This window comes from Streptomyces sp. NPDC048258 (genome assembly GCF_043201995.1).
GTDB lineage: Bacteria > Actinomycetota > Actinomycetes > Streptomycetales > Streptomycetaceae > Streptomyces.
In genome coordinates this window covers 1-25,077 of sequence record NZ_JBICZH010000044.1, presented here as the reverse complement: position 1 = coordinate 25,077, position 25,077 = coordinate 1, and the positions used below count along the sequence as shown (strand labels likewise).

The window sequence follows — 25,077 nt, the reverse complement described above, 5'->3', positions numbered from 1 at the left end:
GCCGACAGATCAAACTCAAGGCACCAGGGCCAGTCGTATCGCGAGTCAGGCCACCGCCGAAGGGCACCCCAACATCCTCACAGTCGTATCGGGTGGCAAGGGCCTTGTTCTGCTTGAGCTTGTTGAAGCAGCGTTCGACGAGGTTGCGGAGCCTGTAGATCTCGCGGTCGAAGCGGCACGGGCTCTCGCCGCGTCGTCGGCGTCCGCTGATCTGGTCGACGCGTTCGGGGATGGTGCAGGCGACGCCGCGTCTGCGCAGGTAGGCGAGGGTCTTGCGGTACGAGTAGCCCTTGTCGCCGACCACGCGGACCGGGCGGGTTCGTGGCCGGCCGGGCCCGCACCGTTTGATGCGGATGCGGGCCATGACCGACTCGAACTGGGTGCAGTCGTTGACGTTGCCACCCGTGATCGTGAAGGCCAGGGGACGTCCTCGTCACCGTGGGCCCCGACGTGGACGAGCGCGGTGTACACCGCCAGTAGCTGGCGGCGGGAGTCGCTGAACGGATCGTCGTCGTCGCTCCAGGACCGTTCGACAGTGGCCCACGCCTCGTCGCTGGCGCGCTGCAGGGCTGCGCGCTCGGCGGAGGATCACTAAACGTCGCGCACCGCGAGCAGTTCGACCGCTGCCCCCGACGACTCCAGCAGTGGTGCAGCGGCAGTACGCCACGTCTGGCGGGAGTCGGACCTGCCGGCCGCGGCGGCCGGGACGACGGTCATCGCGGACGGTGCCTACCCGGGCACCGGGCTGATCGTCCCGCACCGCAGAGGGGCCGGACGGCCCCTCCTGCGCGGTCAGGAAGAGGACAACGCCGAAACACCGCCGCGTCCGTGCCCGCGTCGAGCACACCTTCGCCCGCATGAAGAAATGGAAGATCCTCCGCGACTGCCGTCAGAAAGGAGACGGTCTCCACCACGGCGTCCAGGCCGTCGCCACCCTGCACAACCTCGCCCTGGCAGGGTGAAACAGCAGGTCAAGCACCACTCCGGCCTGCCCGAGACGGAGCTTCTGCAACACCCTTTAGTAGGGCTTGGGCAGGTTCAGTTTCTGGTGGCGTGTTCAGATGATTGGCTGTGTCGTTGATCGGGTGACGCCTGAGGACTTGGCCGCGGTGCGGTGTGATCTGGAGGATTTCGCGGCGGAGGTTTCGAGCCGTTCGCGAGGAACGATCAGCGTTGGTGGGGCCAGGTCTACCTGCGCGGGTTGCTGACCGATGGCAAACGTAAGTCGGTGGAGCCGATGGCGGCCCAGCCCGGCGAAGCGGCCCGGCCCGGCACCGGCCGCAGCGGCTTCAAGCGGATGTACTCGCGGCTTGTGACCATGCGGATCCGGCCCGCCGGCCGCGAGGTCCGCCAGGCCGCCCACGGCCCGGACCGCCTTCTGCACCCTGCAACGGCTGGCCATAGCCCCTAAAGACACGGCGCTGGCCTGAGCCTCTACAGGATCGTCCGTGCCTCATGATCCCCAGGGCTGGAGGGCACTCCAACTGCCGCCGGCCGCAGCGAACACCAACTCGGAGCCCTCGAAGGCTTCCTGCGCGTTCCTCGGGTGCAGGTTGCCGAAGCGTTCGGCGCACAGGTCCACCTGCAACACCCCGTCGAAGCGGGTGAACTGCGGGGGATCGTAGAGTACCCAGGCGAAGCCACCGCTCTCGTCGATCCGGAATCGCTCCACTCCGAACAGGTCCAGGCACACGGGCTCCCAGCGAAGGCCCTCGTCCACCACCCGGGCATCGATCACGAGCCTGACGACTCGCCCCCGCGCCTGTGGACCGAATTCCTGATCAAGCATGACCCGGCGGACGCAGGAGTCGCCGAACTCGTAACGGGCCAGCAACGCCGCAATCCCGTCCTCGGTCAACGCATGCGGTCCAAGTCTCCGCGCCGGTACCGGCGGTCTGAGATCCACGCTGCTCCTCTGTCGATTCCGACCATCGTAAGAGGAACAGCCAGGCCGGACGTTCGGGGACGCCGCAGGTGAACAGTTCGTCGAGCGCCAACGCGCTCGACGCACCAGGACACACAGACGCAGGCCGCACCTGACCAGGCCCTACTAGTTGGCCAGGGTTCGTACTGGAGGCGGCCCAGGGCCAGGCGTTTGGCACGCTGCGACGCCCGCCACCCAGCTGGAACGGCGGCCTTGGCCGGGCCGCGAGAGCACGAGGAAGGAAACCGGGCCGCACAGGAAGAATCTCTGGCTGCCTACATACGCCAGTGGAAGCCGTCTCCCGGGTTCGTATCGGCTTCAGGTGACCAGTCCTCGATGGCAGCGGGGCAGATCAGGCGGTGATGGGGGTCATCCCGCACTACGCTCCCGTTCACGAGATCGATCGCTGAGCGTGCATCGTGAGCCCTGCACCGGAGGGGCAGACGTCGGAGTGGTGCTGTGGCCTGCGAGTATGGCGCCTCACGGGTGGCTTACAGGGGAGGGGTGGCCGTGAGGACGCTGGTAGAGGAGGCGGTCGCAGCCACACTGCGGGGTGAGGGCGGCGAGACGGTCCGTCTGTACGTAGCCGCCTGCGCCGAGCGCATGGTGCCGCTGTTCTTGGGGCTGCAAGCCGGCGAAGCAGGCCGGGAAGCGGACATGGACTTCTTCGTGGAGTCCGTACGCGACCTCTGGTACGCCGACCGCCCTCTGTCCGACGCCTCTGATCGCGTTCGCCAGCTGGAGCGGTTCCCTGAGCTTCAGCCGCGAGACGAAGGAATCTCCGACGTCGCCGGCACATACACCCCTTCTTCGCCGCTCTCGTCCTGCGGTACGCCCTGCTGGCCAAATCCCCATCGCGGTGAGCGCCGCATGACCGCAAGAGAAGCTCTTCGACCGTCTCGACCTCTGGCTGCACCCGATCGTGCTCGGCGTCGGGAAGAAGGTGTTCGACGATGGCGCGGTGCCCACCAACGTCACGCTCCTCGCACCCCCGGTAGCCAGCCCGAAGGGCACCGTGTACCTGCGTTACGGGCTCGCCGCCGGCACTCCCGCGACGGGGGACATGAGCGCACCCGATCGCGGTGCCGGAAGCGACGACTGAGGCCACCCCGCGCCTGGTGGGTCCGTGCTGCTGCGGAACGGGCACCGGGATACCAGCTGCCGACCCTGCCCGGGGCCGGAAAGACCGCAGCGCGGTGAGGGCGACCGGAATCTGGGCATCGAAGTTGTCCATCCGGGCCAGGTAGCGCGCTCCTCACCTTGTTGGCGGGTTGTTTCCGGTCCTTCGTGCGATCGGGAGACCCAGGGCCTGGGTGTGGCTGGACGGCGCTCATGCTGTGGCTTTGACTGATTGGCCGCCCAGTGCCCCGCGACGACACGGCCGCTCATTGGGATAAGCGAACAGAGATCGCTTCGTAAGGACACGCCGGCGTTGTCGTCTGCAGGGACCAGCCAACCGATCGACGAGGAAGGCTCGGGTGCCCGAGCTCTGGGCGGGGACAGCCCGGTGACCTGGGCTGTCGACCTGAACGCCGGCGGCGGCGCTCTGCTGATCGCTCTCCTGACCGGCCATGGTCAGTGGCTGCTCTGCATTCCTGGCCGAACCGTCCACCACGCTTGCCGTGGCTACCGCGGAGACGGCAAGACTGATGCGAAGGACGCCTACGTCATCCCCGATCAGGCACGGATACGCCGGGACCTGCAGCCTCTGCAGGAGTGGGACGAGATCGCGGTGGACCTGAAGATCCTCACCGCCCGCCGCTACGACCTCGACGCCGTGTCCTGGCGCGGTAGATGTCGGGCCGGGCAGCGATGGAGACCCTGAGCTGTGGGCCTTTCGGTGCAGCGATGGTCGAAGGTGCGAGGAGGGTACGGGCGGCAGGTCGTGCGGCTGTCGTGGATTCGAAGCGCGCTGCGCCTGCGCGTGGAGGTCTCACCGGGGCGTGTGCATGCCATGCCTATGATCGGAGGGCACACAGGGAACAGGCTGGACGAAGCTGGGGACGCACGTGACACACCGTCGGTACGGATCGACGATCGCCGCCGTGACAGCCGCAGCCCTGCTGGCCGGTTGTCAGAGCGGCAGCGCGACACCGCTGAGCCTGAGCGGGCTTACCGAGACCGCGGACTCCATGGGGGCCAAGGGGGCGGATACCTGCCCGCTCCCCTACGACATCGCCAATGCAGCGAAGGCCGCCGGCCTGGAGGGGGAAGCCCGGCCGGGGCACGCGGACGGCGGTGACGAACCCGTCGCTACCGCCGAAGGCGGGAAGCGGGCCCGGCCCGAGGACGCGCTGGCGCAGAACCCCGGCGCCCTGGTGAGCTGCGATTTCCTCATCGGCCAGGAGGACCTCGTGGTGCACACCGTTGCGACGCGAGACCGGCAGGCGATCAACCCGCTCGCCCCAGCGATCCAGCAGCAGGCGGGGATGGACTTCGAAGCCCTGAGCGCCTACCTGATGCAGGCCGGCGAGGCCGGAGCCGGCAAGCCGGTCGTGACCGCGAGCGGGAACCTCGCCGCCGTACGGCTGAAGCTCGACGGTGAGGGTGACGCGTTCCTGGTCGTCGCGATAGGAGACAGCCCGGGTGCGCAGGACAGCGCGCGCGTCAGCGCCCTGGCGAAGGCTCTCGCCGGCCAGGTGCGGTAACGCCCAGGCTCTCCTCCGCATCTACCCGGAGCCCGCAGCTCCCTGATCTGCCGGGCACGGTCGCCCGCGTCCACATCCGAACCAGGCCCCACCTCTCAGCACTGAGCAGCCGAATTCATGGCACGAGCGCGGTACCTGGCGAACCCCGCCAAGTACCGGGCTAAGTCACACCCGCCGTCTGGGCGTGTCCATGGGGCCGTGCCTATGCGGAGCGGTCAGGCTGGGCAGGGGAGCGAAGCCCTGAGGGAGGTCCCGGGGTGGCGCTGAGACCGCCGGTGGAGCCGATGCCGGCGCAGGCTGCGGAGTCGGTGCCGGGCCCCGGCGTGTTGGGTCCGCTGGCTTTTGAGCAGCAGTTCGACGGGCACCGGACGCTGCTGCTCACCCCCGCCGGGCCGGGCGGCCGGGTGCTGTTGCAGACCCGGCGCGGGTCGCTGATTCAGGACCGGTTCCCCGATCTGGTGGCGGTCGCCGAGCAGCTTCCGCACGGCCTGGTCCCGGACGGTGAGCTGCTGGTCTGGGATGCCGAGGCGGGCCGGCTGTCGTTTGAGGCGTTGCGGCGCCGGACCGCCGCCAGCGGCCGCAGCGCCCCCACCCTGGCCGTTCGGTGGCCTGCCTACTTCGTGGCGTTCGACGGGCTGTAACAGGACGGGGAGGGCAAAGACGGCGTCGGCCGTGCACGTCCTGCACCGTGCCGCCGCGAGGACCGAGGGGGTGGTCAGTTCCTCCAGTTGCACTTGTGGATCAGCCACGTGGCCGGGTTCATGCCGTAGTCCCACGACACATCCGGCCGCCATGACTCCATGTCCCACGACTCGTGCGTGTTCCACTCACCGTTGGGGAGCTTGAACACGTACCTGGCGTGGCAGGCGAGCTGCGTGTACATGGATGACCCCTGGGCGTCGGTCATCCCCTTCGGGTACGGGACCGTGCCGAATGCCTGATCCCACAGCTTGTTGTAGTCGTTCTTCGCCTTTTCGAACCCGAGGTCGGTGGGGAACACGTGCACGTCCACGTCGCCGTTCTCCAGCGCCCGCGCGATCCAGGTCTTCTTCACCCACTCCGACGACGACAGCGCCTGATAGCCGACGCACTCACCCATGCACACGCCCTTGCCGTCGCCCAGTCCCGCGGACCAGAACAGGTTGCCGTTCCAGGAGAACGACTGGACAACCCCGTTCAGGGCCGGGCTGGGCTCCTCGTCGCTGGTCGGGTAGCCGAACCGGCCGGCCCGCCCAAGAGGGGCAGGCCGGAACAGACGATGCTACGAGCGACACGATGCAAGGGGCAGGCCCGTCAGCTGTTCTCCTCACGTTCTTCACCCAGCGCCTGGGCTCGTTTCCGTACAGCGTCATCTGACCCGTGAAGCCGGCCCGTCCTCCGCGGGTCATGTCTGCAGAAGCCGGCCTCAACCACGCGATCTTGGACGCCGGGACGCCGGGTTCGGCGAGCTGAACCGCGAGATCGCCTAAAAGGCGGCCTGGCACGGCGCCGCCACCCGCCCGCGGCCGCCACCCGCCCGCGGCCGCCACCCGCATGCGGTCGTACGCCGTCTGCCACGGTCCTGCGGACGCCTCACGGCGCGATGTTGTGGTTGAGCCGGAACAGGTTGCCCGGGTCGTAGCGGCGCTTGAGTTCGCGCAACCGGCCCGAATTCTCACGGTAGTTGGCGTGTACCTTGCCCTGGTCGTCGCCGTCCATGAAGTTCACGTAGCCGCCGCCGTCGGACGAGTACGGCTCCAGCGCCGCGTAGTAGCCGCGGATCCAGTCCTTCTGGGCCTCCATGTCCTCCCGGTTGGTCATGGTGAGGCTGAGCGCGGTCGAGAACCGGGCGTCCCGGTAGGAGAACGCCGTGTCCGTACGGCCGACGCGCCCGCACGCGCCGTCGATGGGGAAGACGATGGTGACGCTCTGTATGGACGGGGTGGCTGCCCCGAACTCGACGTGGGCGTCGATCACGCCGTCCGGCAGGTCCTCGCTGAACGTTCCCTTCCAGTAGTGGAACAGGCCCGGCGGCACCAGCTCGTCGAAGAGCGTGTTGATCACGGGGTACGGAATCCGGCCCACGTGCTGCCCCAGCACCGGGCCGAGCTCCGCGAGCATCGCCCGCACCCGGTCGTCCTGGTCCTCGGGGCCGGTCCAGCACAGGATCACCCCGCACACCGGCCGCCCGTGCCAGCGCTCGGGCAGGAACGGGACGGGCGGGCCGAGCCCCACCGCGAGGACCGCGCCGAGCTCCTCCGCCGAGTCGGCGATCAGCTGCCGGTAGCGGCGGATCACGTCGCCGTCGAGGGGGTAGAAGGTCGGCCCGCCGAGGATGTCACCCGCGGGGTGCAGCCGGTACTCAAAGGAGGTGACCACGCCGAAGTTGCCGCCTCCGCCGCGCAGCGCCCACAGCAGGTCCGCCTCGCGGTCCTCGGTGCAGGTACGGAAGCCGCCGTCGGCGGTGACGACGTCGGCCGAGAGCAGGTTGTCGCAGGCCAGGCCGCAGCCCCGGGCCAGGTAGCCCATGCCCCCGCCGGTGGTGAGGCCGCCGATGCCGGTGGTGGAAACCATCCCGCCGGTGGTGGCCAGGCCGAAGGTGTGGGTGGCGTGGTTGACGTCGGCCCAGGTGCAGCCGCCCTGGGCGCGGGCGGTACGGGTCTGCGGGTCGACCCGGATTCCCCGCATCCGCCCGAGGTCCAGGACGACGCCGTTGTCGCAGGTGCCGGGGCCCGCGACGCCGTGGCCGCCGCCGCGCACGGCGAGGGTCAGGCCCTCCTCGCGGGCGAAGCCGACCGTTTCGATCACGTCCCCCGCGTCGGCGGCGCTGACGACGACCGCCGGGTGCTTGTCGTGCACGGCGTTGTAGACCTTGCGGGCCTCGTCGTAGCCGGGGTCCCCGGGTGCCGCGACGTCGCCGTGGACGGTCTCGCGCAGTCGCTCCACCGGTGGGGCGCCGGTGCCAGTGGTGGTCATGGCTGCCACCTGCCTTCGGTCGTTCAGGGAGTCCTGCTTCCGTTGTAGGCGCCGCGCCGGTGGCCGCGCATCGCCGGAACTGCCCATTCCGGCAGGTGGGGCATGGGTCGAACGGCCCATGTCCCGCCGGCCGGGGTCCGCGGCGTGCGCTCAGACCAGGCCGTGCGTGTACGCGTACGCGGTGGCGGCGGCCCGGGAGGAGACGTCCAGCTTGGCGTAGATGTTGTTCAGGTGGCGGGCCACCGTGTGCTCGCTGATCACCAGCTCGGCGGCGATGGACCGGTTGGTCCCGCCCCGCGCAACCAGGCGCAGCACCTCCGTCTCCCGCAAGGTCAGCTCCCCGGAGCCGCGCTCCGCCATCGCGTCGAGGAGGGCGGCCGCCCGCCGCGCGTCGGGTACGGCGCCGAGCCCTTCGAAGGCCGTCCGTGCGGCCCGCAGCTCCATCCGGGCCCCGTCCAGGTCACCCGCCGCCCGGTAGGCAGCGGCCAGGGTCATCCTGACCTGGCCGGCCTCGTACGGGACCACCAGCTCCAGCCAGAGCCCCAGCGCCCGGCGCAGCAGGGCCAGCGCTGTCGGGAGGTCGCCCTCGGCGAAGGCCACCGTGCCTTCCGCGGCCGCGGCGCTCGCGTGCAGGGGGGTGGTGGCGGACGCGCGCCGCCGCTGCCAGGAGTCGGCGAGGCGGGCTAGCTCCTGCGCCGCCGTGCGGGCCTCGTCGAGCCGGCTGAGGGCGAGGGCCGTCTCGGTGCGGGCGGCGAGCAGCCGGCACCGTTCGAGCGGGCGGCCGTCCCCGGGGTCCCCGGCGTCCTCGGCCGCCTCGCCTGCCCCGGTGGTGCCGACGGCACCGGTCGCGCCGGCTGCGGCCGTGGGCAGCCACAGGGCGGAGGCTGCGGCTTCCGCCCTGCCCTGGGCCAGCCGGAGCAGGGCCAGGCCGGGCTGTGGGTCGCGGCCGAGTTCGTGCGCCCGGCCGTAGGCCGCCTCCGCCTCGGGGTACGCGCCGCACCGCCGATGGATCTCGGCGGTCAGGTAACAGGCCTCGGCGGCGATCCGGGGCTCGTTCGGCAGCAGCTCCATGCAGGTCAGCTCGGCCTCGTCGAGCGCCTGCGGCCAGGCGCCGCGCAGCTCCAGCACCTCCACCCGGCGGACCCGGCACAGACCGCGGAAATTGTTCTCGCGGGGCATGGAGGCGCACCAGGCCATGGCCGCGTCGGTCCACTCGGCGGCCCGCGCGAAGTCGGCGCAGGCCATGCACTGCTGCAGGCCCAGGCAGTAGATCCACCCGGTGTAGAAGGAGCTGAGCTCGCCGGCCGCGGCGGCGCACATGGCCTCGTCGAGCAGCGCGAGGCCGTCGGCGACCCGGCCCTGGGCGAGCAGGACGGCGGCCTGTGCGTGGATGCTCATCGCGTACAGGTCGGTGCTCCCGCACCGCCGGGCGACGGCGGCCATCCGCCGGGCGGAGGCCGTCGCCTCCTCGAAGGCGCCGCGCTCCTGGGCCTCCTGCGCCTCGACCCAGGCCAGGAAGCACTGTTCGGCGCACTCGGGTGCGCCGCGGAGCTGTTCGCGTGCCCGGCGCAGCCAGCCTGCGGCCGACCCGGTCCGTCCGGCGAGCCGGTGCTCGTAGTAGAGCATCCAGGCGCAGTATCCGGCCCGGCGGGGGGCGCCCGCGGCGGTGTAGCCGGCGTACGCGCCGGCCCGCGCCGTGAGCGACTCCTCGACCCGGCCGGTCCACCAGGCGGCGTCGGCGAGCGCGGCGAGGTCGTCGGGGCCCAGCAGCCCGGGATCCAGGCCGTCGAGCAGTACGTACGCCTCGCCCCACGCTTCCCGGGCGATCGCGTCCCGTGCCTGTCGGACGGTGTGCGCGGCCGCTTTCGGCTGCGCCGTCGCCCGTGGCTGACTGCCCACGCTCACCAGCATAGGAGCGGCGCAGGGGGCCGCATCGCGGACAGGAGCGTCCTGGAGCCGGATCCGGGTGGCGACGTACAAGGTGCGGGTCACGGGCTCGGGGCCCATGGGGACCAGGACGAGGCCGCGGGAGGGGGCGCGGGGGGCGCCACCCATTCGGGGAAGCCGAACCGGCCCCCGCAGGGGATCAGCCGCGGACGGAGACGTCGTGGTGGCCGGCGGAGGCCGGCGTATCCGTCGGGCGCAGCCAGCGGATCGGGGCGGTGAGCGAGAGGGCCTGGGGGAAGCTCCACCGGCTCCCCTTCGATATCGAGGAGCATGCCCGCGACCTGATACCCGTGGTCGGACAGGCCGACGGCCTGGGCTTGGTTGTCGGTGAGCCCGACCGTAACGAGAGTGGAGGCGGCCACGCGCAGGCCCTCCGCTCTCTGGGTCTACGCATGGACGTCCACAACCTGCAGGGGGGATTGGGCGCCGCGCAGCCAGCTCAGGGCTCACCGCGAGGGCCCATCGCTACGGCCGGCACCGCCCGGAGCGTCAGCGCGAACGGCACCTCGCAGCGGTAGGTCTGCCCCATCCGGACGTCCCTCGGCGCGCACATCCAGGCTGCTCCCCACCACGCAGAGCGCGCCGACCCCGATCCCGCAAGAGACAGAGCGCGATCGCTGCGGGCAGGGTTCACGCTGTCACGCGAAAATCCGTCGGGCCCCAGGAGGCGTTCTGCGAGCCCTCTCGCGCTCCAAAATCCCTCAATTTTGGCACTCGGGCGTCCGTCGCCCCTCCCTGCTGGTCATACCGGCCAGCGTCGCGGGCACATGACATTACGGTCAGTCAGCCCTCCACGGAAAGTAGGCCAGAACCGCTGACGTTCAGCCCGGCAGACAGGACTGTCAGACCCCTGCGGCAAGCTCGCCAGCATGATCCTGGTGCCAGCTGCTGGACGCGGTTCAGCTCGGACCTGAGGACGACGTCGCCGAGGTCACCGCCGTCCAGGTCCGCCGCGTGGTTGAGGATCGAGTCGCTGGCGGCCAGTGGAAGCCGGGGACCGCGACATCCTGGTGATCTTCGATGCGGGATACGACGCCCGGTGCGCTGGGGACGTTGGTCAGCGGAGCGGTGGTGCTGTACGGGCTGCTGCCACCGTTGCGGGTGCTGCTCCGGGTGGTTTGCGGGCTGGCAGGGATCACCGCGTTCAGCCTGCTGATGGATGTGATCACGCTGATGCTCGGTCAGGGAGTGGACAGCCGGGCCTCCGCTGCGAACAAGGCCCTCGCGGCGGCCGGGGCGATCCTGCTCGCGGCCACGGCCCGGTCCGACCGCCTGCCCGCTGGTACTGCTCTACGAGCGCCGTCCACCGCACCGCAGCGCCTCCAACTCGCCGCCTGGGCAGGGACGCTGGCCTTTGTCCCGTACGCGGCGATGAAGCTGGTCTGGGCTTCCGGCGCGGCGGGCGTTCGCGGGGATCACCGGTGAGGAGATGCTCGCGGTCTCGGAGCGGAACGGCGCCTCGGGGATCTTCCTCACGCTGGAGTCCTGGGGCCTGGACCCCACCGCGCTGCTGGCCGTGCTCGGCGTTTTCCTGCTTTGGGGCCTGGTCCGCCCGTGGGGGCAGGTCTTCCCGCGCTGGACGCTGTTCCTGCGCGGCCGACGGGTGCCGCGCTGGCTCCCGCTCGCCCCGGCTCTGCTCGGCGCTGCCACGCTCGCCCCGTACGGCGTTGTGGGGGTCGGATACCTGGCCCTGGCCACGGCCGGCGTGGTGACGATACGGCGCGGCGACTTCCACTCCTCGGGCGACGCTCTGCTGGTCGGCTGGATCGGGATGGTCGCCTTCGCCGTTTACGGCATCGCCCTGACCATCGCTGCCCGCTCGTACTGGCTTCGGACGCGTCCCGCCTGCCCAATGAGTGTCACCACAGAGTGACCGTCTGCGGCCAGTTGGATCCCCGTCAACTGGCCGCCCATGGGGGATTTCAACTGGCCCACTAACAGACGTCCGGCGTGGTCCGCGCTCGCCGAGCAGCGGCCGCGATGTCGCCCTCGGCGCGTCGTTGGCCAGAGGTGTCACCGAAGCTGTTTCATTCTGGAGGGTCCGACGAACGAGGAGGCGGCGGTGATCGCGAGGGTGGCCGTATGGGAGCCGATGCCGACTGACGACCGGGACTGGGTGCTGGATGCCGCCGCCACCGTGTCCGGTTTCCATGGCGCGTATCACCTCGTCGATCCTGTCACTGGCAACGGACTGTCGATCGCCTTCTTCGAGGACGAAGCCGCAGCTCAGGCCGCGCGAGAGGCGATCGAGAAGCGTGCCGAGGAGATCGGCTGGAACAGCGCCCCGCATCCGGCACCCGTCTCCCACACGATCTATCAGGTCGTCCGGCATGTGTAGTGCGGCGCCAGTGAGTGCGGTGCTCAAGATTCGATGGCATTCGCACAAACTTCGCTGTCACATGACTTTGTACGCGAGTAGCGGGTTCTGGCACACATTCCGTGAACGATCTTGGCTCGGGCTCCACCAGCCCTCTCGTGACATCCAATCCGCGCAGCTCACGTGGTGCGTACGTCCGGCTGGCGGAGAGCCAGCAAGATCGTTCACGGAATGTGTGCCAGAACCCGAGTTTGGGAGGCGGTCCGATCTTCCCAGGGTCGATGTTCACGAGGACGGAAGGCGCCCGCGGCGGCCGCCTCCCCCGTGCGGGGGATACGGTCGCGACCTTCGGACGATGCCCGGATACCGGATAGGTGGCGACGATCAAGGCGCATGCCATCACACGCCGAGATCGGAGCCTCACCGTGCTGAAGTGGACCCTGCGCGCCACCGCTGTCCTCGCCATCGCCGCCGCAATCGCCTCCCCTGTCGCTGTGCCCGCACCCGAAGCAGCGGTCGCCACACCCTCTGTCGCCATCGCCGCGCCCACACCCGGCCCCGATGCCCAGGGGGCTGAGCTCACCTCCGCCATGAGCGCGAAGGCGCGGTTGGAGTATCCCGTCGCCCTCTAGTGCTGTGATCGCACAGGTTCCCAGGGCTGGCGGTCAGGGTTGCTGGTGAGGCGGTCGGCCGCGGCGCAGGCCGCTGATGCCTCCAGCGCCGCGTGGGTGACAATGACGCCGTGGAGCCAACCAGTCGGATCATCGTTGCTTTGGATTTTGACAATCGCCGAGCGGCTGACGAAGTCGTCGACCGGCTTGGTGAGGAGTGTCGCTTTTACAAGGTCGGGATGGAGCTGCTCACGGCGGCCGGGCCGGACCTGATCGAGCACCTCGTTGCCAAGGGCAAGGAGGTCTTCCTGGACCTGAAGCTCTTCGAGATCCCGAACTCTGTGGCCGGCGCGGTCCGCGCCGCTGGCGCTCTGGGTGTCTCCATGGTGACCGTCCACAGTATGGGCGGCACCGGCATCATGTCCGCCGCTGTCGCCGCGGCCCGCGACTTTCCGAGCCTTCGCGTGCTGGCCTTGACCGTCGTCACCAGCATGACGAGCTCCGATCTAGCTGACATCGGCGTCACCGGCTCAACCTCGACCGAGGAGCAGGTGTTGCGGCTGGCCCGGCTGGCGGAAGGCGCTGGTTGCCATGGTGTGATCGCGTCGCCGCAGGAAGCCGGGCCACTGCGTGGTGTGCTTGGGGCCAGCACCCTGATCGTCACGCCGGGAGTTGCGCTTCCTGGTGAGTCCCCAGGTGAGCACGCCAGGCCCGGCACACCGCGTGCTGCCGTTGCCGCTGGTGCGTCACATGTTGTCTTGGGCCGGACGGTCACCCGTGCCGCGGACCCGGCGGCCGCATTCCGGCTCGTCCGCGCCAACCTGGAGCTGTGAGCAGAAACGATCACCGGACTGGATGGTCAGGCCGCTGCCGACGAGAGCGGCCGGCCGCCCCAGCGGATGCCCCTCAGGTCAGACCACTTCATCAAGGAGCCACGAAGCCTTCCGGGAACCCATCCAAGAACTCCCGCCGCGCGGGGTCGGACTCGGCTTCGGCCATCGTCCCGAGCAGGTCGATCAATTCGCTCCGCTGGTCGCTCGACAGCTTGCTGACCAGGTGGGCGACACCCTCCAGGACCTTGACGGCCTTCGTCTCGAAGCCGACCGTGTCGTCGAGCCGGCCCGACGGCACCGTTCACGGTCTTCCGTGATCTTCACCCCCCGCACGGCTGCCTCCGGTTTGGCGGGGAGTTTGACGCTCTCGTCCAAGGCGCTGGCGAGTGAGGTGAAGACGAGCTGTTCCACGGGCCAGATGGGGCAACCATGCGTCGGCCGAGGACTGGACGGGGTGGCCTCGGCGCGGCGTTGCTCGTGCTCCACGGCAGTGCCGGCGGTGACCCGCGCGTTCTTCAGCCAGATGTGGGCCACCTCAAGGACAAGCAAGCAGTAAATCTCCGCGGGCGACGTCGCTCAGGACCAGTGGAGCCTCCTGCCGCCAGCGCCGAACAGCAGCGGTACTTCAAGGAGGGGCTGGACACGCGGGACGTCCAGGTCCGTCGCCCTCAGGCGCTCAGACCGGCCCGCCTGAGCGCCACCCGGGACAGGTCACCGATGGCCTGCTCGTCCCCCCGCCGCCACGCATCGGCGAGACCCCCCGGCGGCACCGGGACCGCGGCCAGGTCCTTCACCGGCCCGGTCAGCGCCCGCAGGGCCAGGAGATCGGCGCAGCCTGGAGCCTCGAGCAGCCCGCGGATCCGGGCACTGCGCCGGATCCAGCGCACGCGCGGGGGAAGCCAGAGCGCCAGAACGAACGCCACGGAGAAGACGATCAGGGCGAACGCCGTCAGGTCGGCTACCCGGCCCACCAAGTCCTGCATCGACTGCCCGGCATCCGAAAGCCTGTTGCCGGCCTCGGCAGCGGATTGCAGCGGCTTCTCCAGGACGCTCCCGATCAGCGGTACGTTCGACGCAGCGTCCCCCGCATCGCCGAGGCCGGACGCAAGGCTGCCACTCGCGTCCTCCAACTCCCGCCCCGGCTCGGCCAGTAGCATGATCCTGTCGTGGGCGGCCAGCGCGAACCTCACCGCGGCCACCACCAGGACCACGGCCATCAGATCGGCCAGCACCTGCCGGTAACGACGAGCTCGGGTCTGGGCGTAGAGGCGCATCGGGTGCTCCTGTTCCGGCGACATCAACGGACGAGACCGGTCGGTCTGCGACCGGGTGAGGCACGACAGCCGTGACGGCAAGCCACGGACCATCGCCCGACCGTACGCCGCCCGCCCCCACCGGGCGTCTCCCCATGCCGACGGCACCGCCACGGTCACACCGCCCCGGCGGCCACCCGGCCGCCGCCGACGCCTGCACGCCGCACGTCTTCCCGAACGCCGGCGCCAGGTCGTCACCCGGTGTGTGCTTCAGGACCTCAGTCCGGAAGGCGCGGCTCACGCCGTGCCGGTCGCGGTAGTGGAGGCCACCATCGAGTCGGCCGCGAACACCTGCTGCTCGGCCGGTGCAACGCCGAGGCATGCTGCCTGTCATCCGCGTCGCCTTCATCACCCGCGGCTCCGCTGTGCGCGCCGCTTTCCCCAACAACCGCTGACCGGGCGTCGGGCCCGTCGGCGGGGGAGACGGCGCGTACGGCCGGTCGTCCGACCCCGGCGAAGCCGGGCGGTGTCAGCTTACGTCGGGCTTGCCCTGCCGTACGGCGTCGTGGGCGGCCAGTGCGGCGCGCAGCGTCAGCGCATCGGCGCCGCGGGCAGCGTCCAGTCCGGTGAACTCGGTCGCCTTGCGCAGGCGGTAGTCAACCGTGTTCGGGTGGACCTGGAGCCGGGCGGCAGCCCGGCGCCGGTCGAGGCTGCACGCGAGGAACGCGCGCAACGTGACGAGCAGCTCCGGGCGCGCATCCAGCGGGTCGAGCAGCGCAGCGAGCCCTTCCCTGGCCGGGCCGGGGCGGCTCAGCTGGTACTCGAGCAGAACATCGTCGAGCAGGTACAGTCCGGGCCCTCGGCCGGACGCCTCCGCCACCTCGCGTACCTCGCCGGCCAGCCGGGCAGCCTCCGCGACACCTTCCGGTGCTGCGGCTGCCGCCGCAGCCACCAGCTCGGCGCCGCACATCCGGCCGAGCTGTTCGACCAGCCGGGAGAGCCGGTCCCGGTCCGCACGGCCGAAGTCGGCGGCCGGCGTCTCATACGGGATCAGTACCAGCCCGCCGTCGCCGGAGAGCACGGACAGCGGCACTCCCGTCGTCTGGCGCTGCAGTTCATTGCGCAGCCGCCGGAGTTTGCGGCGCGCCGCGACCGAATGGTTCACGCCCGGCACCAGCTCGTCCGGGTGCGGTCCCACTGAGATGCTCAACACCAGGTAGCAGGGCGGCAGACGGATGCCGGCGCGGTCGGCCGCGAACTGCGGGCTGCCACCCTCCAGCAGCCGGGACAGCAGCGACTGCAGGGCGACCTGCTCGTCACTGAGCGCCGTCTGCCGCTCCTGTACGTACCCGGCTGCGACCTCGCAGCTCACCAGCCGCAGATACGCGAGCAGTTGGCGCTGGACCAGCAGCACGTCGCCCAGGTCACCCGGTTCGGCCGCCGAGAAGACCTGGGCGGCGCACTCCTCCGCACCCAGGTGATAGGCACCGACCACGGCCTCCAGCGGCACACCCTCGTCGGCACGCCGGGCCGAGGACTCGCGGATCGCCGCCGCCTCAGCCTGCCCCGGCAGTTCGCCGGTGCACAGGACCGCGGCGAAGCTCCGGATGCCGAGGGTCACCTGCTTGGCGATGTCGCCGCCCAGGTGTTCCGCCGGCAGCGTTCCGTAGACGGGCAGCCGCTCGACGAGCCGGACCATCACCGCACGCTCCAGCGCCCCGGCGGCGTCCTGGAGCCGCTTGTGGACCGGCACGCCGCCGAACTGCGGCACCGGGTCCCGTTCCACCGCGTTGGATCCGGTCACAATCCACCTCGCACATCTCTGTTCCCCGCCCCGGAGCCGCGGCCGCATACCGGCCCCATGATGTTTCCGGGACATCACCTACTGGTTGGTAACACGACTGGCCGGTGAATGGCCAGATGTGGCGGACCGCGGCCGCATCGTTCACCGCAATTGCCTGCCGGGGGCCGCCCGCCCCGGCCTGACGCGCCGATGTACGGGACCTCGTGCCGGCGCGTCAGCCCCCCACCCAGGAATCGAGGAACGCATGACCAAGGCAACCGTTCGCCTGATCTCCGTCGCCGTCGCCACCGCGGCGGCCATGACCGCCGCGCCGGCGGCCACCGCCGCCGAGTCCACACCGGCAGCAGCGACGGCAACGGCGAGCGACCCGTTCTACGCCTATGGCGGCAGCGAGCCCCTGTCCGCGTTCGAGCCGGGCACAGTGCTGAAGACCCGGGCGCTGCAGTACCACCTCGTAGGCATTCCCACGCCGCTCAAGGCAGTCCAACTGCTCTACCGCACCACCGACGCCCAGGGCCGCCCCGCTGCGAACGTGACCACGGTGGTGCGCAGCCCCACGGGTGACCGCAGCAAGGCGGTGTCCTACCAGTCGTTCTACGACTCGCTCAGCCCGGAAGACGGGCCGTCCCGGGCGATCGCCGGCGACGTCACCCTGGGCGGCCTCATCCCGAACGTCGAGGCCCTCTTCCTGGCACCACTGCTGACGCAGGGCTACGACGTCGTCATCCCGGACACCGAGGGACAGCGAGCGAACTTCGCCGCGGGGCCGGAGTACGGGACGAACACGCTGGACTCGATCCGCGCCGCGACCAAGTCGGAACAGACCGGCCTGAGTTCCTCCACCGCCTTCGGCCTCATGGGCTACTCCGGCGGTGCCATCGCGACCAACTGGGCGGCCGCGCTCGCGCCGAGCTACGCGCCGGACGTCAACCGCAAGCTGGTCGGGTACGCCGAGGGCGGCCTGCTCGTGGACCCGGCACACAACCTGAAGTACGTGGACGGCTCACTGGCGTGGTCGGGTGTCATTCCCATGTCGGTCATCGGGGTCTCCCGCTCCTACGGCATCGACCTCAAGTCCTATCTCAACGGCTACGGCCTGGAGGTGTACAAGGAGCTGGAGCACGGCTCCATTGTTGACGCCCTCGGGCATTACCCCGGGCTGACCTGGAAGAAGATGGCGAAGCCGGAGTACGCCAACCCCAACTCGATTCCCGCTTTCCTGGAGGCGGTGAACAAGCTCAACCTCGGCTCCGCCGGCACCCCGTCCGTCCCCGGATTCATCGCCCAGGGCAACGCGGGCATCTTGGAAGGAACCTTCGGCAACCACCCGGGAGTCGGCACGGGCGACGGTGTCATGGTCGCCGGAGACGTGCGGGCGCTCGCCCGGCAGTACTGCGCCACCGGCGGCACCGCCGTCAGGTACAGCCAGTACGAGCTGCTCAGCCACACAGGCGCGCCCGTCGTCTGGGCGCCCGTCGCGCTGGGCTGGCTGGGTGACCGCTTCGCCGGCCGGACGGCCCCGTCCGACTGCGGCCGCATCCCCGCAGGCAACTCACTGGACCCGGAGGAGCCCGCGTCGCTGTCCTGACTTTCGTACGAGGTCCTGCCGCGCCGTACCCGCGCGGCAGGTCCTCGCACGAGCACCAGACCAGGTCCGCTATCGCCCGTAGTGAGAGCAGTGGTAAGGCACGGGAGTGGGACGGAGCTGCTCGCCGGAACTCCCCACCCTGAGGCGCTGACCAGCAGTCGGGCGTCACAGCTGAGGGCCGGCCGATAGCCGGCCAGGTCCAGGTGCGGGTCGAGCTGTCCAGGGTGGGCGAAGCCCAGCGCGCAGCGCTGCCGAAGGCGCCCTCGATCGCTCGGCACGGCCCGCGCACTCCGCGAGCGGGCGCCCCGACCCCCATCGCCGAGAGCAACCACCTGGGGAACGAAGAGCAGCCCCGGGGAAAATTCGGGCTCTGACCGGAGTTCCGTGAAGCCCCGGTTCGCCGAGCCCTGGCACAGCAGATGCCGCGGTTTGGATCGCCATGCGCCTATACGGGTCACTTCCGGACGCCCCCCGAGCGGGAGACGTGCTGTGGGGGTAGGTCGTTTCACGCAAGGTGCCCTTGGGATCCATGAGGAGATCAGTTATGTACGCAGTAATTCGGCGTTACGAAGGGGTGACTGACCCTGCCGAAGCGGGACGCCGGGTGGACCAGGGGTTCGTGCCTCTCCTGCGCCAAGTCCCCGGTTTCGTGGCTTACTACTGGGTTGACGCCGAGGATGGAGTGATGGTCTCTACCAGCGTCTTCGAAGACCTGGCCGGGGCCGAAGAGTCGGTCAAGAGGGCGGCGGACTTCGTACGGGACAACCTCGCCTCACTGCTCCCCAACCCTCCTCAGGTCACGGCCGGCAAGGTTGTGGCTGCGGGGTAGCGACTGCGGAGTGCGCTGGATCCACCAACTTCGCATCCACACGGGCAACGTTCTGATCAGTCATCCAACTGCCGGATATGCGGGCGGCGACGATTACACTGACGCCACGGTTACCTCCTTCATCCCCAACTCCACCGGAATGGCGCAAGACTGGAGAGACGCGGCAAGTCCGGAGTTTGCGGTGAGCTGCTCAGTCGCGGGATTCAGGCTGCGCGTGGCAGACGATGACGATGACTACGGCGCGATGCTCAGCCAAAACGCGCTCGTGGTGATGAAGGAACAAACAAGCATCGGCGGTGTAGGTGACCACCCACTCGCAGCCCCAAACTCCCGTCGCGGTTTCCGGTGGAGTGATCAGAGGCAGGCCGATGTGCGCGAGCTTGGCGCTCGGCGCGTCCGCATTCCGTGCCGCCGAGGTGGGCGAGGTGCTCACCGCCGTGAACGCGATCAACAAGGCCGGTCTCTCGGCCCAGACGTACACCGATACCTTCAGGAGACTCGGCGATCAGCTCTTGGGGTCGCCCCAGGGCTTCACGCACGACCGGCAGACCACGCGCTTCCGTGCCCTGCGGGCCGCGCAGTACTACGGCCAGGCGCTGTTCTTCGTCCTGGGCTCCGACGACCCGGGCAAGGAGCAGCAGCTGTACAGGGCTGGGCGCGGCGCCTGGGACAAGTTCTGCGGACTGTGTGAGCCGGCGCCGGTGACGGCTAAGGTCCCGTACGGGAAGACGCCGCTGCCGGTGTGGTTCTTCCGACCGGACACCTCGGGTGAGCGGCGCCCCACCGTGATCCTCACGAACGGCAGCGACGGGCAGAACGTCGACATGTGGACCTACGGCGTCCCGACCGCTCTGGCGCGCGGCTGGAACGCCCTGGTGTACGACGGGCCGGGCCAGGGGCAGTTGCTCTTCGACGACCAGGTGGTCTTCACACCGCGTTGGGAATCCGTCGTGACGCCGCTCGTCGACTGGCTGGTCGCCCGCTCGGACATGGACACGGACAGGATCGCCTTGACCGGGCTGAGCATGGGCGGGAACCTGGCGCCCCGGGCCGCGGCCTTCGAGAACAGGATCGCCGCTCTGGTGGCGATGCCCGGCTGCTTGTCGCCATGGCTCGCCTTCCCTCCGGAACTCCGGAAGATCGTCACCCCGGACAAGGAGAAGACGAACACCATCTGGAACAAGGAGATCGTCCCCGGGCTGCTCCCGGACGCAGCCGCGACGATCAAGAAGCGCATGGAGCCCTTCTCCCTGCCGGCGATGCTCGACGCCCGCAAGGGCAAGATGTTCACCGACTTCTGGACCCCCGCCAAACTCATCGAATCGATGGACATCACGAACGTCGTCGGCCGCATCAAGGTGCCCACGCTGCTCTTCGACTACGAGTACGAGCAGTTCTATCCCGGCCAGACGCGCCAGATGTTCGACAAGCTGACGGGTGCCTCCAGGTACCTGGGGAAGTTCGATGCGACCACCGGCGCCCAGCTGCACTGCTCTCCGATGGCCCCGCAGCAGCACTGTGACCTCGTCTTCGACTGGCTGCAGGATGAGCTCCCCGGCAACTGACGCAGGCGACACGGCGAGATTCTTGCGGAGTTCGAAGGCCGTGACCTCCGAGCGGTATTCCTCCCATGGAGGTGCTGCCCGTCTGGAGTGATGAGCCCAATCGGAACGTAGGGCACTGGCGCAAGAAGCCGGCTGGAGCGCTTACGCCGCCATGCTGTCGCGCCCGAGCCCTTGCCGCTGACCGTGTCAGCCACTGCTCACGCCGCCTCCACCCACTGCTGGGCCGCAGCCCGGCGGCGCAGCGCGGCCAGGTCAGCACCGGCCGCACCTCGGGACACTCTGCATATCCGGCGTTGGCCCGGCCGCGGCGTCGCCCAGCCCGGTCGCCCTGGAAAGCTGAGCCCGGAGCGGCCGTGTGATCATGGAGGCGTTGCATTCCTTCGCCCGCGAGGTGATCTTTTTGACGAAGGTGGCACTGCGTCCCTACGCACTGTTGCCTCGGCAGTACGACGAACGGAAGGTACTGGCCTCCACGATCGATCCATGGGGCCGGGCCCTCTGGCTGATCTGCCCCGATGTCCGTTTCCCCTACAGGTGGGCCGGCCGGGGCGTCCCGGCGCCCGTGAACCTGCCCTTCGACGCCCTCGTCGTCATCAGCGACCGGGGTGAGGTCCGGGAGCGAACCCTGCACGGGGTGGCCGTTGCCCCGGACGCCTTCGACGCCCTCCCGGGCGGCGGGTTCGTCCTCTCCAGCAACGGGGGGCCGAACGTACCCTCCGGCCAGATCTTCGGCCCGGACGGCCGCTCTCGGCGGCGGTTCCCGCTGGGAACCCACCTCAAGCACCTGGTCGCAGACCGCCGGGCCGGCTTCTGGACCGGGTACGCCGACGAAGGGATATACAGCGGTGACCGCGTCAGCGCGGGCGGCCTGGTCCGCTGGGACAACAGGGGCAACCACGCAGGGGCCCTGCGCCCCCCGGAGCCCTACCACCACGTGGCGGAGGTCAGCACCATCAACGTCTCCGACTCCACGGTCCACGCCATGTACTGGCCCGGCGCACCCCTCGTCGAAACGGGGCCCAGCGGGAGACTCCGTATCCGAGTCCTGCCGGTCTCGGACCCGTTCGGCCTTGCGATCCACGGTGACCGGCTGCTCCTGCTCGGCGGGGACGAGCGGGGCATCGACACCGCAGCCCGGGTGGACTCCGTCCACCATCTGAGACTGACGGACGACGGAGCTGCCGTAACCGGCCGCCAGGGCCTCGTCTTCCCGAACGGCGACCCCGTCAGACGCTACGCCCGCCCCGTCTGCCGCGGTCCGCACGTCTTCCTGCGTACTCTCCGCACGCTGCGGCAGTGGTGGGTACTGACCGTGCCATAACGCTCGGCTTGTACGGGGTGGTGGCGACCTGGTATCACGACGACACGGGTCGCCGAAGGCGTGCGGAACGTTGAGTGCCGCTGCTGGCCAGACTGGCCAGCAGCGGCACCAAGTCACAGTTGGTATGACTGAGCGTCTTACCTGACCCCTGAGCGCTCTAGTTGGCCCGGGCGGGCGCTTTAGATGGCCTGCAGGGTAGCGGGCAAGGCGCATGGTGTGACGGGTGCATGGAAGTGCGCTGGTGTCGGGCTACCTCCTGCTTCCTGCTTCCTGCTTCCTGCTTCTTGCCGACCACCGGTTGGTGGAGGCGGCCGCGCCGGGCTTCGGGCAGAATGCGCCGATGCTCATCAGACGTGAAGTCCCTTCCGACCGTTCTACTGTCCGCGCGCTGACCGTCGCCTCCTCCTTCAAGCCGCATGAGGAGGAGCCGGCAGAGCTTCGTCTGCGCGACGCGCTGCGCCTCGGCGCCGACTGGATCCCGGCACTCTCGCTGGTGGCTGAGGACCGGGACGGGGCGATCGTCGGTCAAGCCGTGTGCACGTGGGGGCGCATCGGGGCCGTCGCCGTCCCGAACATCAGCCTGCTCGGTGTCCTCCCCGACCGGCGGCGCCGCGGTACGGGAACGGCGCTCGTCCACGCCTCGCTCGCCGCCGCCGACGCCCTCGATGCCGCCGCGGTGGTCGTCCTCGGCGACCCCGGCTTCTACGGCCGTTTCGGCTTCCGCCCGAGTACCGACGTCGGGATCATCGGTGAGGAACCCGCCTGGGGCGACTTCTTCCAGGTCCGCACCCTGGCCGCCTACGACGTGTCCCTCCGCGGTGAGTTCGCACATCCGGAGCCCTTCGGCTCCGCCTGAGGGCGCTGGCGCTAGGACCACGTCGCCACGAAGCAGCTGACGCCGTCCACGGTCTCGGCGTACAGGAGGCGGTGGGTGGTCAGGTCCCAGTCGGCCCCGTCCAGCAGCTGCCAGGGCGATCGGCCCGACACCCCCAGTTCACGGGCGAGGGCCGCGTCCAGGTTCGGGAAGAATCCGTCCACATCACCGCTGGCCAGCGCGGCGGCGATGCCTGCGTCGACCTCCTCGGCTCGCGGGTCGGGGCGCCGGGATCCGTCGGCGTCGGCGCGGGTCGGACCGTTTCCCATCACCAGCAGCCCGACGCGGTCCGCCCACCCCGCCAGGTGGAGGCCGTCCTCGCCGTTCGTGGGCCAATTGCGGGCGTCGTCCACCTCGTAGGCACGCACCGGACCGGTCCAGCCGGCCTGCTGCAACAGCCGCGCGCCGACGCTGAGCGACATCGGCAGCCTGCTCGCCGGCGGCTCCATGGCCCGGCCCCGTCCGAGCCGCACGTCCAGGGGGATCCCGAGGTCCCGGAGCAACGGGACTGTCAGCCCCGCCCGCTACGGGAGATCGATCGCCTGAGGCTGAGTTCAAGCCAGGTGGCGTTGACGTCGAAATGGCGGGAGGGGAAGCGGCCGAAGCCAGTGTTCTTGCCGCACCGGATGTGGTCCTCGACGGTGGCGTGTCCGCGGTGGCGGACCTCAAGGAACTGTGCGGAGCCGCCGCCGGAGTAAGGGGTATCGGTAAGGAATGCCTGGTGCCGCAGGCCCTCGTCGTGGTCGAACAGGGACAGTTGGGCGCCGGGGTGCGGTCGTTCGCGCCGCACGGTGATGCGGGTGCCGACCGGGTAACCGGCGAGGTCGACCATGCCGGTCAGTTCGGCGACCTCGGCGCCGTCTCGCAGTGTCCCGTTCTGCTCCAAGGCGGGATGCCAGAGAGCTTCGGGCAGTGAGCGGATTGCACGACGGACTGGCTCGGTGACCGCGTATCCGACCGAGAACCGCAGGTTCAACCCGTGCTCGCGCAAGGTCCGGATGTGGGTGAGGAAGGCTTTCGCGGATCCGGCGCTGTAGGCGCGGACCAGGATCTGGGTGCCGTACCGGTGAGCGTCGGGGATCTGTGCGAGGGCGTCGTCCAGCACCGCGATGTGATCGGCGGCGGTGTTGGCTCCGGAGTTGCCGGGCCGCAGTCGGCCAGACATGGCCTCGCCGGTGTTCGCGAGGAAACACAGCAGCGGATGAAAGCCGAAGCCGCCTTTGCAAGTGGGCGCGGCCTGTTCCTTTTCCGAGTGGGAGGTGATCAGCGTGGCGTCGAGGTCCAGGACCAGGCCGGGAAGTTCTCGTCCGCCGGCCTGGACGGCGGGTATGCCCTGGCCGGTCTCGGCGGCCTGCATCCAGGCGACTTCCCGGGCTGAGGCGCGGGCCGCTCGCAGCGAAGCGAGTACTGCCCCGTCGGTGTCGGCGAGCAACCGCCAGGCGGTGGGCGTGGAGGCGACCGGTCCGAATACCTCGCCCTGGTCCCGCAGCACTGCCAGATCCGCTATCGCCTCACCGCCGTCGGCGAGCATCACCGCGAGATCGGTGGCGGTCCGACCTGGTTCGTGCCCGGTGCCACGCGGTCGCAGCGGCCTGAGCGCAGTGGAGTAGGCGGTGGTCAGACCGGTGGCATCGGCAAGATCCGCCAGCAAACGTGCGCCCGCGTGCCCGACCACCCCCGAACCGTCAGTGGAGACGTGGAGCTTGGGACGAGAACCGATACCCTGCACGCAGAAAGGGCCTTCCGCTTGGACCGACAGAACCCCTCGACAAGGTTCATCGTCCCAGCTCAGAAGGCACGTTCGTATTTCCTCCCCGCTTCCGGCCTCATCTCAACCGAAGCCGCGAGGTCAGTCGCCGAGGACCCGCTCCCACAGCAGCCCGTCCCGCCAGCTCCCGTCGAGAAAGATCGAGGAGTGCGCGACGCCGTACGGGCTGAACCCGTTGCGGCGCAGCACCCGCTGCGACGGCAGATTCTCCAGATTGGTGGACGCCTCGGCGCGGTGCAACCCGAGTTCGTCCGTCATCACCCGGAGTACAAGCCCGACGGCGTGCCCGGCGTGCCCTTGATTCTGGGCGACGCTGGCGATCCAGTATCCGACGGAGCCGCGGCGCAGGTGCGGCTGCGGCAGGATGCCTCCGACGGTGACCTGCCCGATCACCTGGTCGTCGGCGAGCACCACGCCCGGCCAGACCGCGCCGGCCCGGTATCCGGCCAGCAGGCTGTCGATCCGCTCCGCCTGGCCCTCCGGGGTGAAGAAGTCGGCCGGCTGGGCCGGTTCCCACGGCCGGAAAGCCTCGAAGTCCCGCACCCGATGCGCGGCGATCGGGGCGGCGTCGGTGGGCTCGATCAGGCGGATCCTGGTGCTGCTGCGCATGGGCTGATCCTCGTCGCAGTGTGTCGGATGAGACGGCCAGCCTATGCGAGGGTGCCCGCGCCGCCGCACCCTACGTCCGCCGGAGGATCGAGTCGATCGCGCGGCTCGTGTTCTCGATACCCTGCACGCAGAAAGTGCCTTCCGCTTGGACCGACAGAACCCCTCGACAAGGTTCATCGTCCCAGCTCAGAAGGCACGTTCGTATTTCCTCCCCGCTTCCGGCCTCATCTC

At 69.8% G+C, this 25,077-nt stretch carries 23 protein-coding genes and 7 pseudogenes; 17 read left to right on the top strand and 13 right to left on the bottom strand.

Features of this window, described 5'->3' with window-relative positions:
* Nucleotides 1-82: 82 nt before the first annotated feature.
* Nucleotides 83-430: pseudogene (locus ACGFYQ_RS40995) on the bottom strand (transposase); the annotation flags it as partial.
* A gap of 246 nt (nt 431-676) precedes the next feature.
* Here ACGFYQ_RS40995 and ACGFYQ_RS40990 point away from each other — a divergent pair.
* Both ACGFYQ_RS40990 and ACGFYQ_RS40985 read left to right on the top strand, forming a co-directional pair.
* A pseudogene (locus ACGFYQ_RS40990) lies at nt 677-962 on the top strand (transposase family protein); the annotation flags it as partial.
* Between the two features lie 99 nt (nt 963-1,061).
* Nucleotides 1,062-1,258: pseudogene (locus ACGFYQ_RS40985) on the top strand (transposase); the annotation flags it as partial.
* A 195-nt stretch (nt 1,259-1,453) separates the two neighbouring features.
* On the opposite strand, the gene ACGFYQ_RS40980 reads toward ACGFYQ_RS40985, so the two are convergent.
* Complete coding sequence (locus ACGFYQ_RS40980) at nt 1,454-1,858, bottom strand: hypothetical protein (RefSeq protein ID WP_393752314.1); 405 nt, start codon at nt 1,856-1,858, stop codon at nt 1,454-1,456.
* 1,027 nt (nt 1,859-2,885) lie between these two features.
* Here ACGFYQ_RS40980 and ACGFYQ_RS40975 point away from each other — a divergent pair.
* The 4 genes and pseudogenes from ACGFYQ_RS40975 (at nt 2,886) to ACGFYQ_RS40960 (ending at nt 5,213) form a co-directional block, all read left to right on the top strand.
* Nucleotides 2,886-3,026: a hypothetical protein gene (locus ACGFYQ_RS40975; protein ID WP_393752312.1), complete on the top strand. Its 141-nt coding sequence runs from the start codon at nt 2,886-2,888 to the stop codon at nt 3,024-3,026.
* A 390-nt stretch (nt 3,027-3,416) separates the two neighbouring features.
* Nucleotides 3,417-3,701 (top strand): annotated as a pseudogene (locus ACGFYQ_RS40970) (transposase); the annotation flags it as partial.
* A gap of 268 nt (nt 3,702-3,969) precedes the next feature.
* Nucleotides 3,970-4,572 (top strand): hypothetical protein, encoded by a 603-nt coding sequence (locus ACGFYQ_RS40965; RefSeq protein WP_393752310.1) that lies wholly within the window; start codon nt 3,970-3,972, stop codon nt 4,570-4,572.
* A 257-nt stretch (nt 4,573-4,829) separates the two neighbouring features.
* A complete protein-coding gene (locus ACGFYQ_RS40960; protein WP_393752308.1) occupies nt 4,830-5,213 on the top strand; it encodes a hypothetical protein in 384 nt (127 codons plus the stop codon).
* 74 nt (nt 5,214-5,287) lie between these two features.
* Here the strand turns inward: ACGFYQ_RS40960 and ACGFYQ_RS40955 are convergent, their stop codons facing one another.
* From ACGFYQ_RS40955 to ACGFYQ_RS40940, 4 genes and pseudogenes are all read right to left on the bottom strand, one after another.
* Nucleotides 5,288-5,671 carry a DUF2599 domain-containing protein gene (locus tag ACGFYQ_RS40955; RefSeq protein WP_393752306.1) on the bottom strand — a complete coding sequence of 128 codons (384 nt, stop codon included), beginning with the start codon at nt 5,669-5,671 and terminating at the stop codon, nt 5,288-5,290.
* A 33-nt stretch (nt 5,672-5,704) separates the two neighbouring features.
* Nucleotides 5,705-5,827: pseudogene (locus tag ACGFYQ_RS40950) on the bottom strand (hypothetical protein); the annotation flags it as partial.
* Between the two features lie 317 nt (nt 5,828-6,144).
* Entirely contained in the window at nt 6,145-7,527 is a 1,383-nt protein-coding gene (locus tag ACGFYQ_RS40945; protein ID WP_393752304.1) for an FAD-binding oxidoreductase, read from the bottom strand.
* A gap of 150 nt (nt 7,528-7,677) precedes the next feature.
* Nucleotides 7,678-9,426, bottom strand: a complete 1,749-nt coding sequence (locus ACGFYQ_RS40940; protein WP_393752302.1) for a LuxR C-terminal-related transcriptional regulator — start codon at nt 9,424-9,426, stop codon at nt 7,678-7,680.
* A 921-nt stretch (nt 9,427-10,347) separates the two neighbouring features.
* On the opposite strand from ACGFYQ_RS40940, the pseudogene ACGFYQ_RS40935 reads away from it, so the two are divergent.
* The 6 genes and pseudogenes from ACGFYQ_RS40935 to pyrF form a co-directional block, all read left to right on the top strand.
* Nucleotides 10,348-10,511, top strand: a pseudogene (locus tag ACGFYQ_RS40935) (transposase); the annotation flags it as partial.
* Complete coding sequence (locus ACGFYQ_RS40930; RefSeq protein ID WP_393752300.1) at nt 10,495-10,899, top strand: hypothetical protein; 405 nt, start codon at nt 10,495-10,497, stop codon at nt 10,897-10,899. The pseudogene ACGFYQ_RS40935 and the gene ACGFYQ_RS40930, both read left to right, overlap by 17 nt.
* A 4-nt stretch (nt 10,900-10,903) precedes the next feature.
* On the top strand, nt 10,904-11,347 hold the full coding sequence (locus tag ACGFYQ_RS40925; protein ID WP_393752298.1) for a hypothetical protein: 444 nt from the start codon (nt 10,904-10,906) through the stop codon (nt 11,345-11,347).
* Between the two features lie 189 nt (nt 11,348-11,536).
* A complete protein-coding gene (locus ACGFYQ_RS40920; RefSeq protein WP_393752296.1) occupies nt 11,537-11,812 on the top strand; it encodes a hypothetical protein in 276 nt (91 codons plus the stop codon).
* A 404-nt stretch (nt 11,813-12,216) separates the two neighbouring features.
* On the top strand, nt 12,217-12,423 hold the full coding sequence (locus tag ACGFYQ_RS40915) for a hypothetical protein (RefSeq protein WP_393752294.1): 207 nt from the start codon (nt 12,217-12,219) through the stop codon (nt 12,421-12,423).
* Between the two features lie 110 nt (nt 12,424-12,533).
* Nucleotides 12,534-13,235 carry an orotidine-5'-phosphate decarboxylase gene (gene pyrF, locus ACGFYQ_RS40910; protein ID WP_393752292.1) on the top strand — a complete coding sequence of 234 codons (702 nt, stop codon included), beginning with the start codon at nt 12,534-12,536 and terminating at the stop codon, nt 13,233-13,235.
* Between the two features lie 91 nt (nt 13,236-13,326).
* On the opposite strand, the gene ACGFYQ_RS40905 is transcribed toward pyrF, so the two are convergent.
* The 3 genes from ACGFYQ_RS40905 to ACGFYQ_RS40895 form a co-directional block, all read right to left on the bottom strand.
* On the bottom strand, nt 13,327-13,533 hold the full coding sequence (locus ACGFYQ_RS40905; protein WP_393752290.1) for a hypothetical protein: 207 nt from the start codon (nt 13,531-13,533) through the stop codon (nt 13,327-13,329).
* A 370-nt stretch (nt 13,534-13,903) separates the two neighbouring features.
* Complete coding sequence (locus tag ACGFYQ_RS40900; RefSeq protein WP_393752288.1) at nt 13,904-14,509, bottom strand: hypothetical protein; 606 nt, start codon at nt 14,507-14,509, stop codon at nt 13,904-13,906.
* A 508-nt stretch (nt 14,510-15,017) separates the two neighbouring features.
* Nucleotides 15,018-16,292, bottom strand: a complete 1,275-nt coding sequence (locus ACGFYQ_RS40895; RefSeq protein WP_393752286.1) for a PucR family transcriptional regulator — start codon at nt 16,290-16,292, stop codon at nt 15,018-15,020.
* Nucleotides 16,293-16,536: 244 nt separating this feature from the next.
* Here ACGFYQ_RS40895 and ACGFYQ_RS40890 point away from each other — a divergent pair, with 244 nt between their 5' ends.
* Together ACGFYQ_RS40890 and ACGFYQ_RS40885 are read left to right on the top strand one after the other, a co-directional pair.
* Nucleotides 16,537-17,880, top strand: coding sequence for a lipase family protein (locus ACGFYQ_RS40890; RefSeq protein WP_393752284.1), 1,344 nt, complete (start codon nt 16,537-16,539; stop codon nt 17,878-17,880).
* Nucleotides 17,881-18,565: 685 nt separating this feature from the next.
* On the top strand, nt 18,566-18,709 hold the full coding sequence (locus tag ACGFYQ_RS40885; protein ID WP_393752282.1) for a hypothetical protein: 144 nt from the start codon (nt 18,566-18,568) through the stop codon (nt 18,707-18,709).
* Between the two features lie 190 nt (nt 18,710-18,899).
* Here the strand turns inward: ACGFYQ_RS40885 and ACGFYQ_RS40880 are convergent, their stop codons facing one another.
* Nucleotides 18,900-19,160: a hypothetical protein gene (locus ACGFYQ_RS40880; RefSeq protein ID WP_393752280.1), complete on the bottom strand. Its 261-nt coding sequence runs from the start codon at nt 19,158-19,160 to the stop codon at nt 18,900-18,902.
* Between ACGFYQ_RS40880 and ACGFYQ_RS40875 the strand changes: the two genes are divergently transcribed.
* From ACGFYQ_RS40875 to ACGFYQ_RS40865, 3 genes are all read left to right on the top strand, one after another.
* Nucleotides 19,147-20,274, top strand: coding sequence for an alpha/beta hydrolase family protein (locus ACGFYQ_RS40875; RefSeq protein WP_393752278.1), 1,128 nt, complete (start codon nt 19,147-19,149; stop codon nt 20,272-20,274). The two genes, ACGFYQ_RS40880 and ACGFYQ_RS40875, sit on opposite strands and share 14 nt — an antisense overlap.
* Nucleotides 20,275-20,635: 361 nt before the next feature.
* Nucleotides 20,636-21,595, top strand: coding sequence for a hypothetical protein (locus tag ACGFYQ_RS40870; protein WP_393752276.1), 960 nt, complete (start codon nt 20,636-20,638; stop codon nt 21,593-21,595).
* Between the two features lie 340 nt (nt 21,596-21,935).
* A complete protein-coding gene (locus tag ACGFYQ_RS40865) occupies nt 21,936-22,451 on the top strand; it encodes a GNAT family N-acetyltransferase (protein ID WP_393752274.1) in 516 nt (171 codons plus the stop codon).
* An 11-nt stretch (nt 22,452-22,462) separates the two neighbouring features.
* Here ACGFYQ_RS40865 and ACGFYQ_RS40860 read toward each other — a convergent pair whose 3' ends face one another.
* From ACGFYQ_RS40860 to ACGFYQ_RS40850, 3 genes and pseudogenes are all read right to left on the bottom strand, one after another.
* Nucleotides 22,463-22,942, bottom strand: coding sequence for a hypothetical protein (locus ACGFYQ_RS40860; protein WP_393752272.1), 480 nt, complete (start codon nt 22,940-22,942; stop codon nt 22,463-22,465).
* A 71-nt stretch (nt 22,943-23,013) separates the two neighbouring features.
* Nucleotides 23,014-24,228, bottom strand: a pseudogene (locus ACGFYQ_RS40855) (IS1380 family transposase); the annotation flags it as partial.
* 90 nt (nt 24,229-24,318) lie between these two features.
* On the bottom strand, nt 24,319-24,846 hold the full coding sequence (locus ACGFYQ_RS40850) for a GNAT family N-acetyltransferase (protein ID WP_072489715.1): 528 nt from the start codon (nt 24,844-24,846) through the stop codon (nt 24,319-24,321).
* Nucleotides 24,847-25,077: the final 231 nt, after the last annotated feature.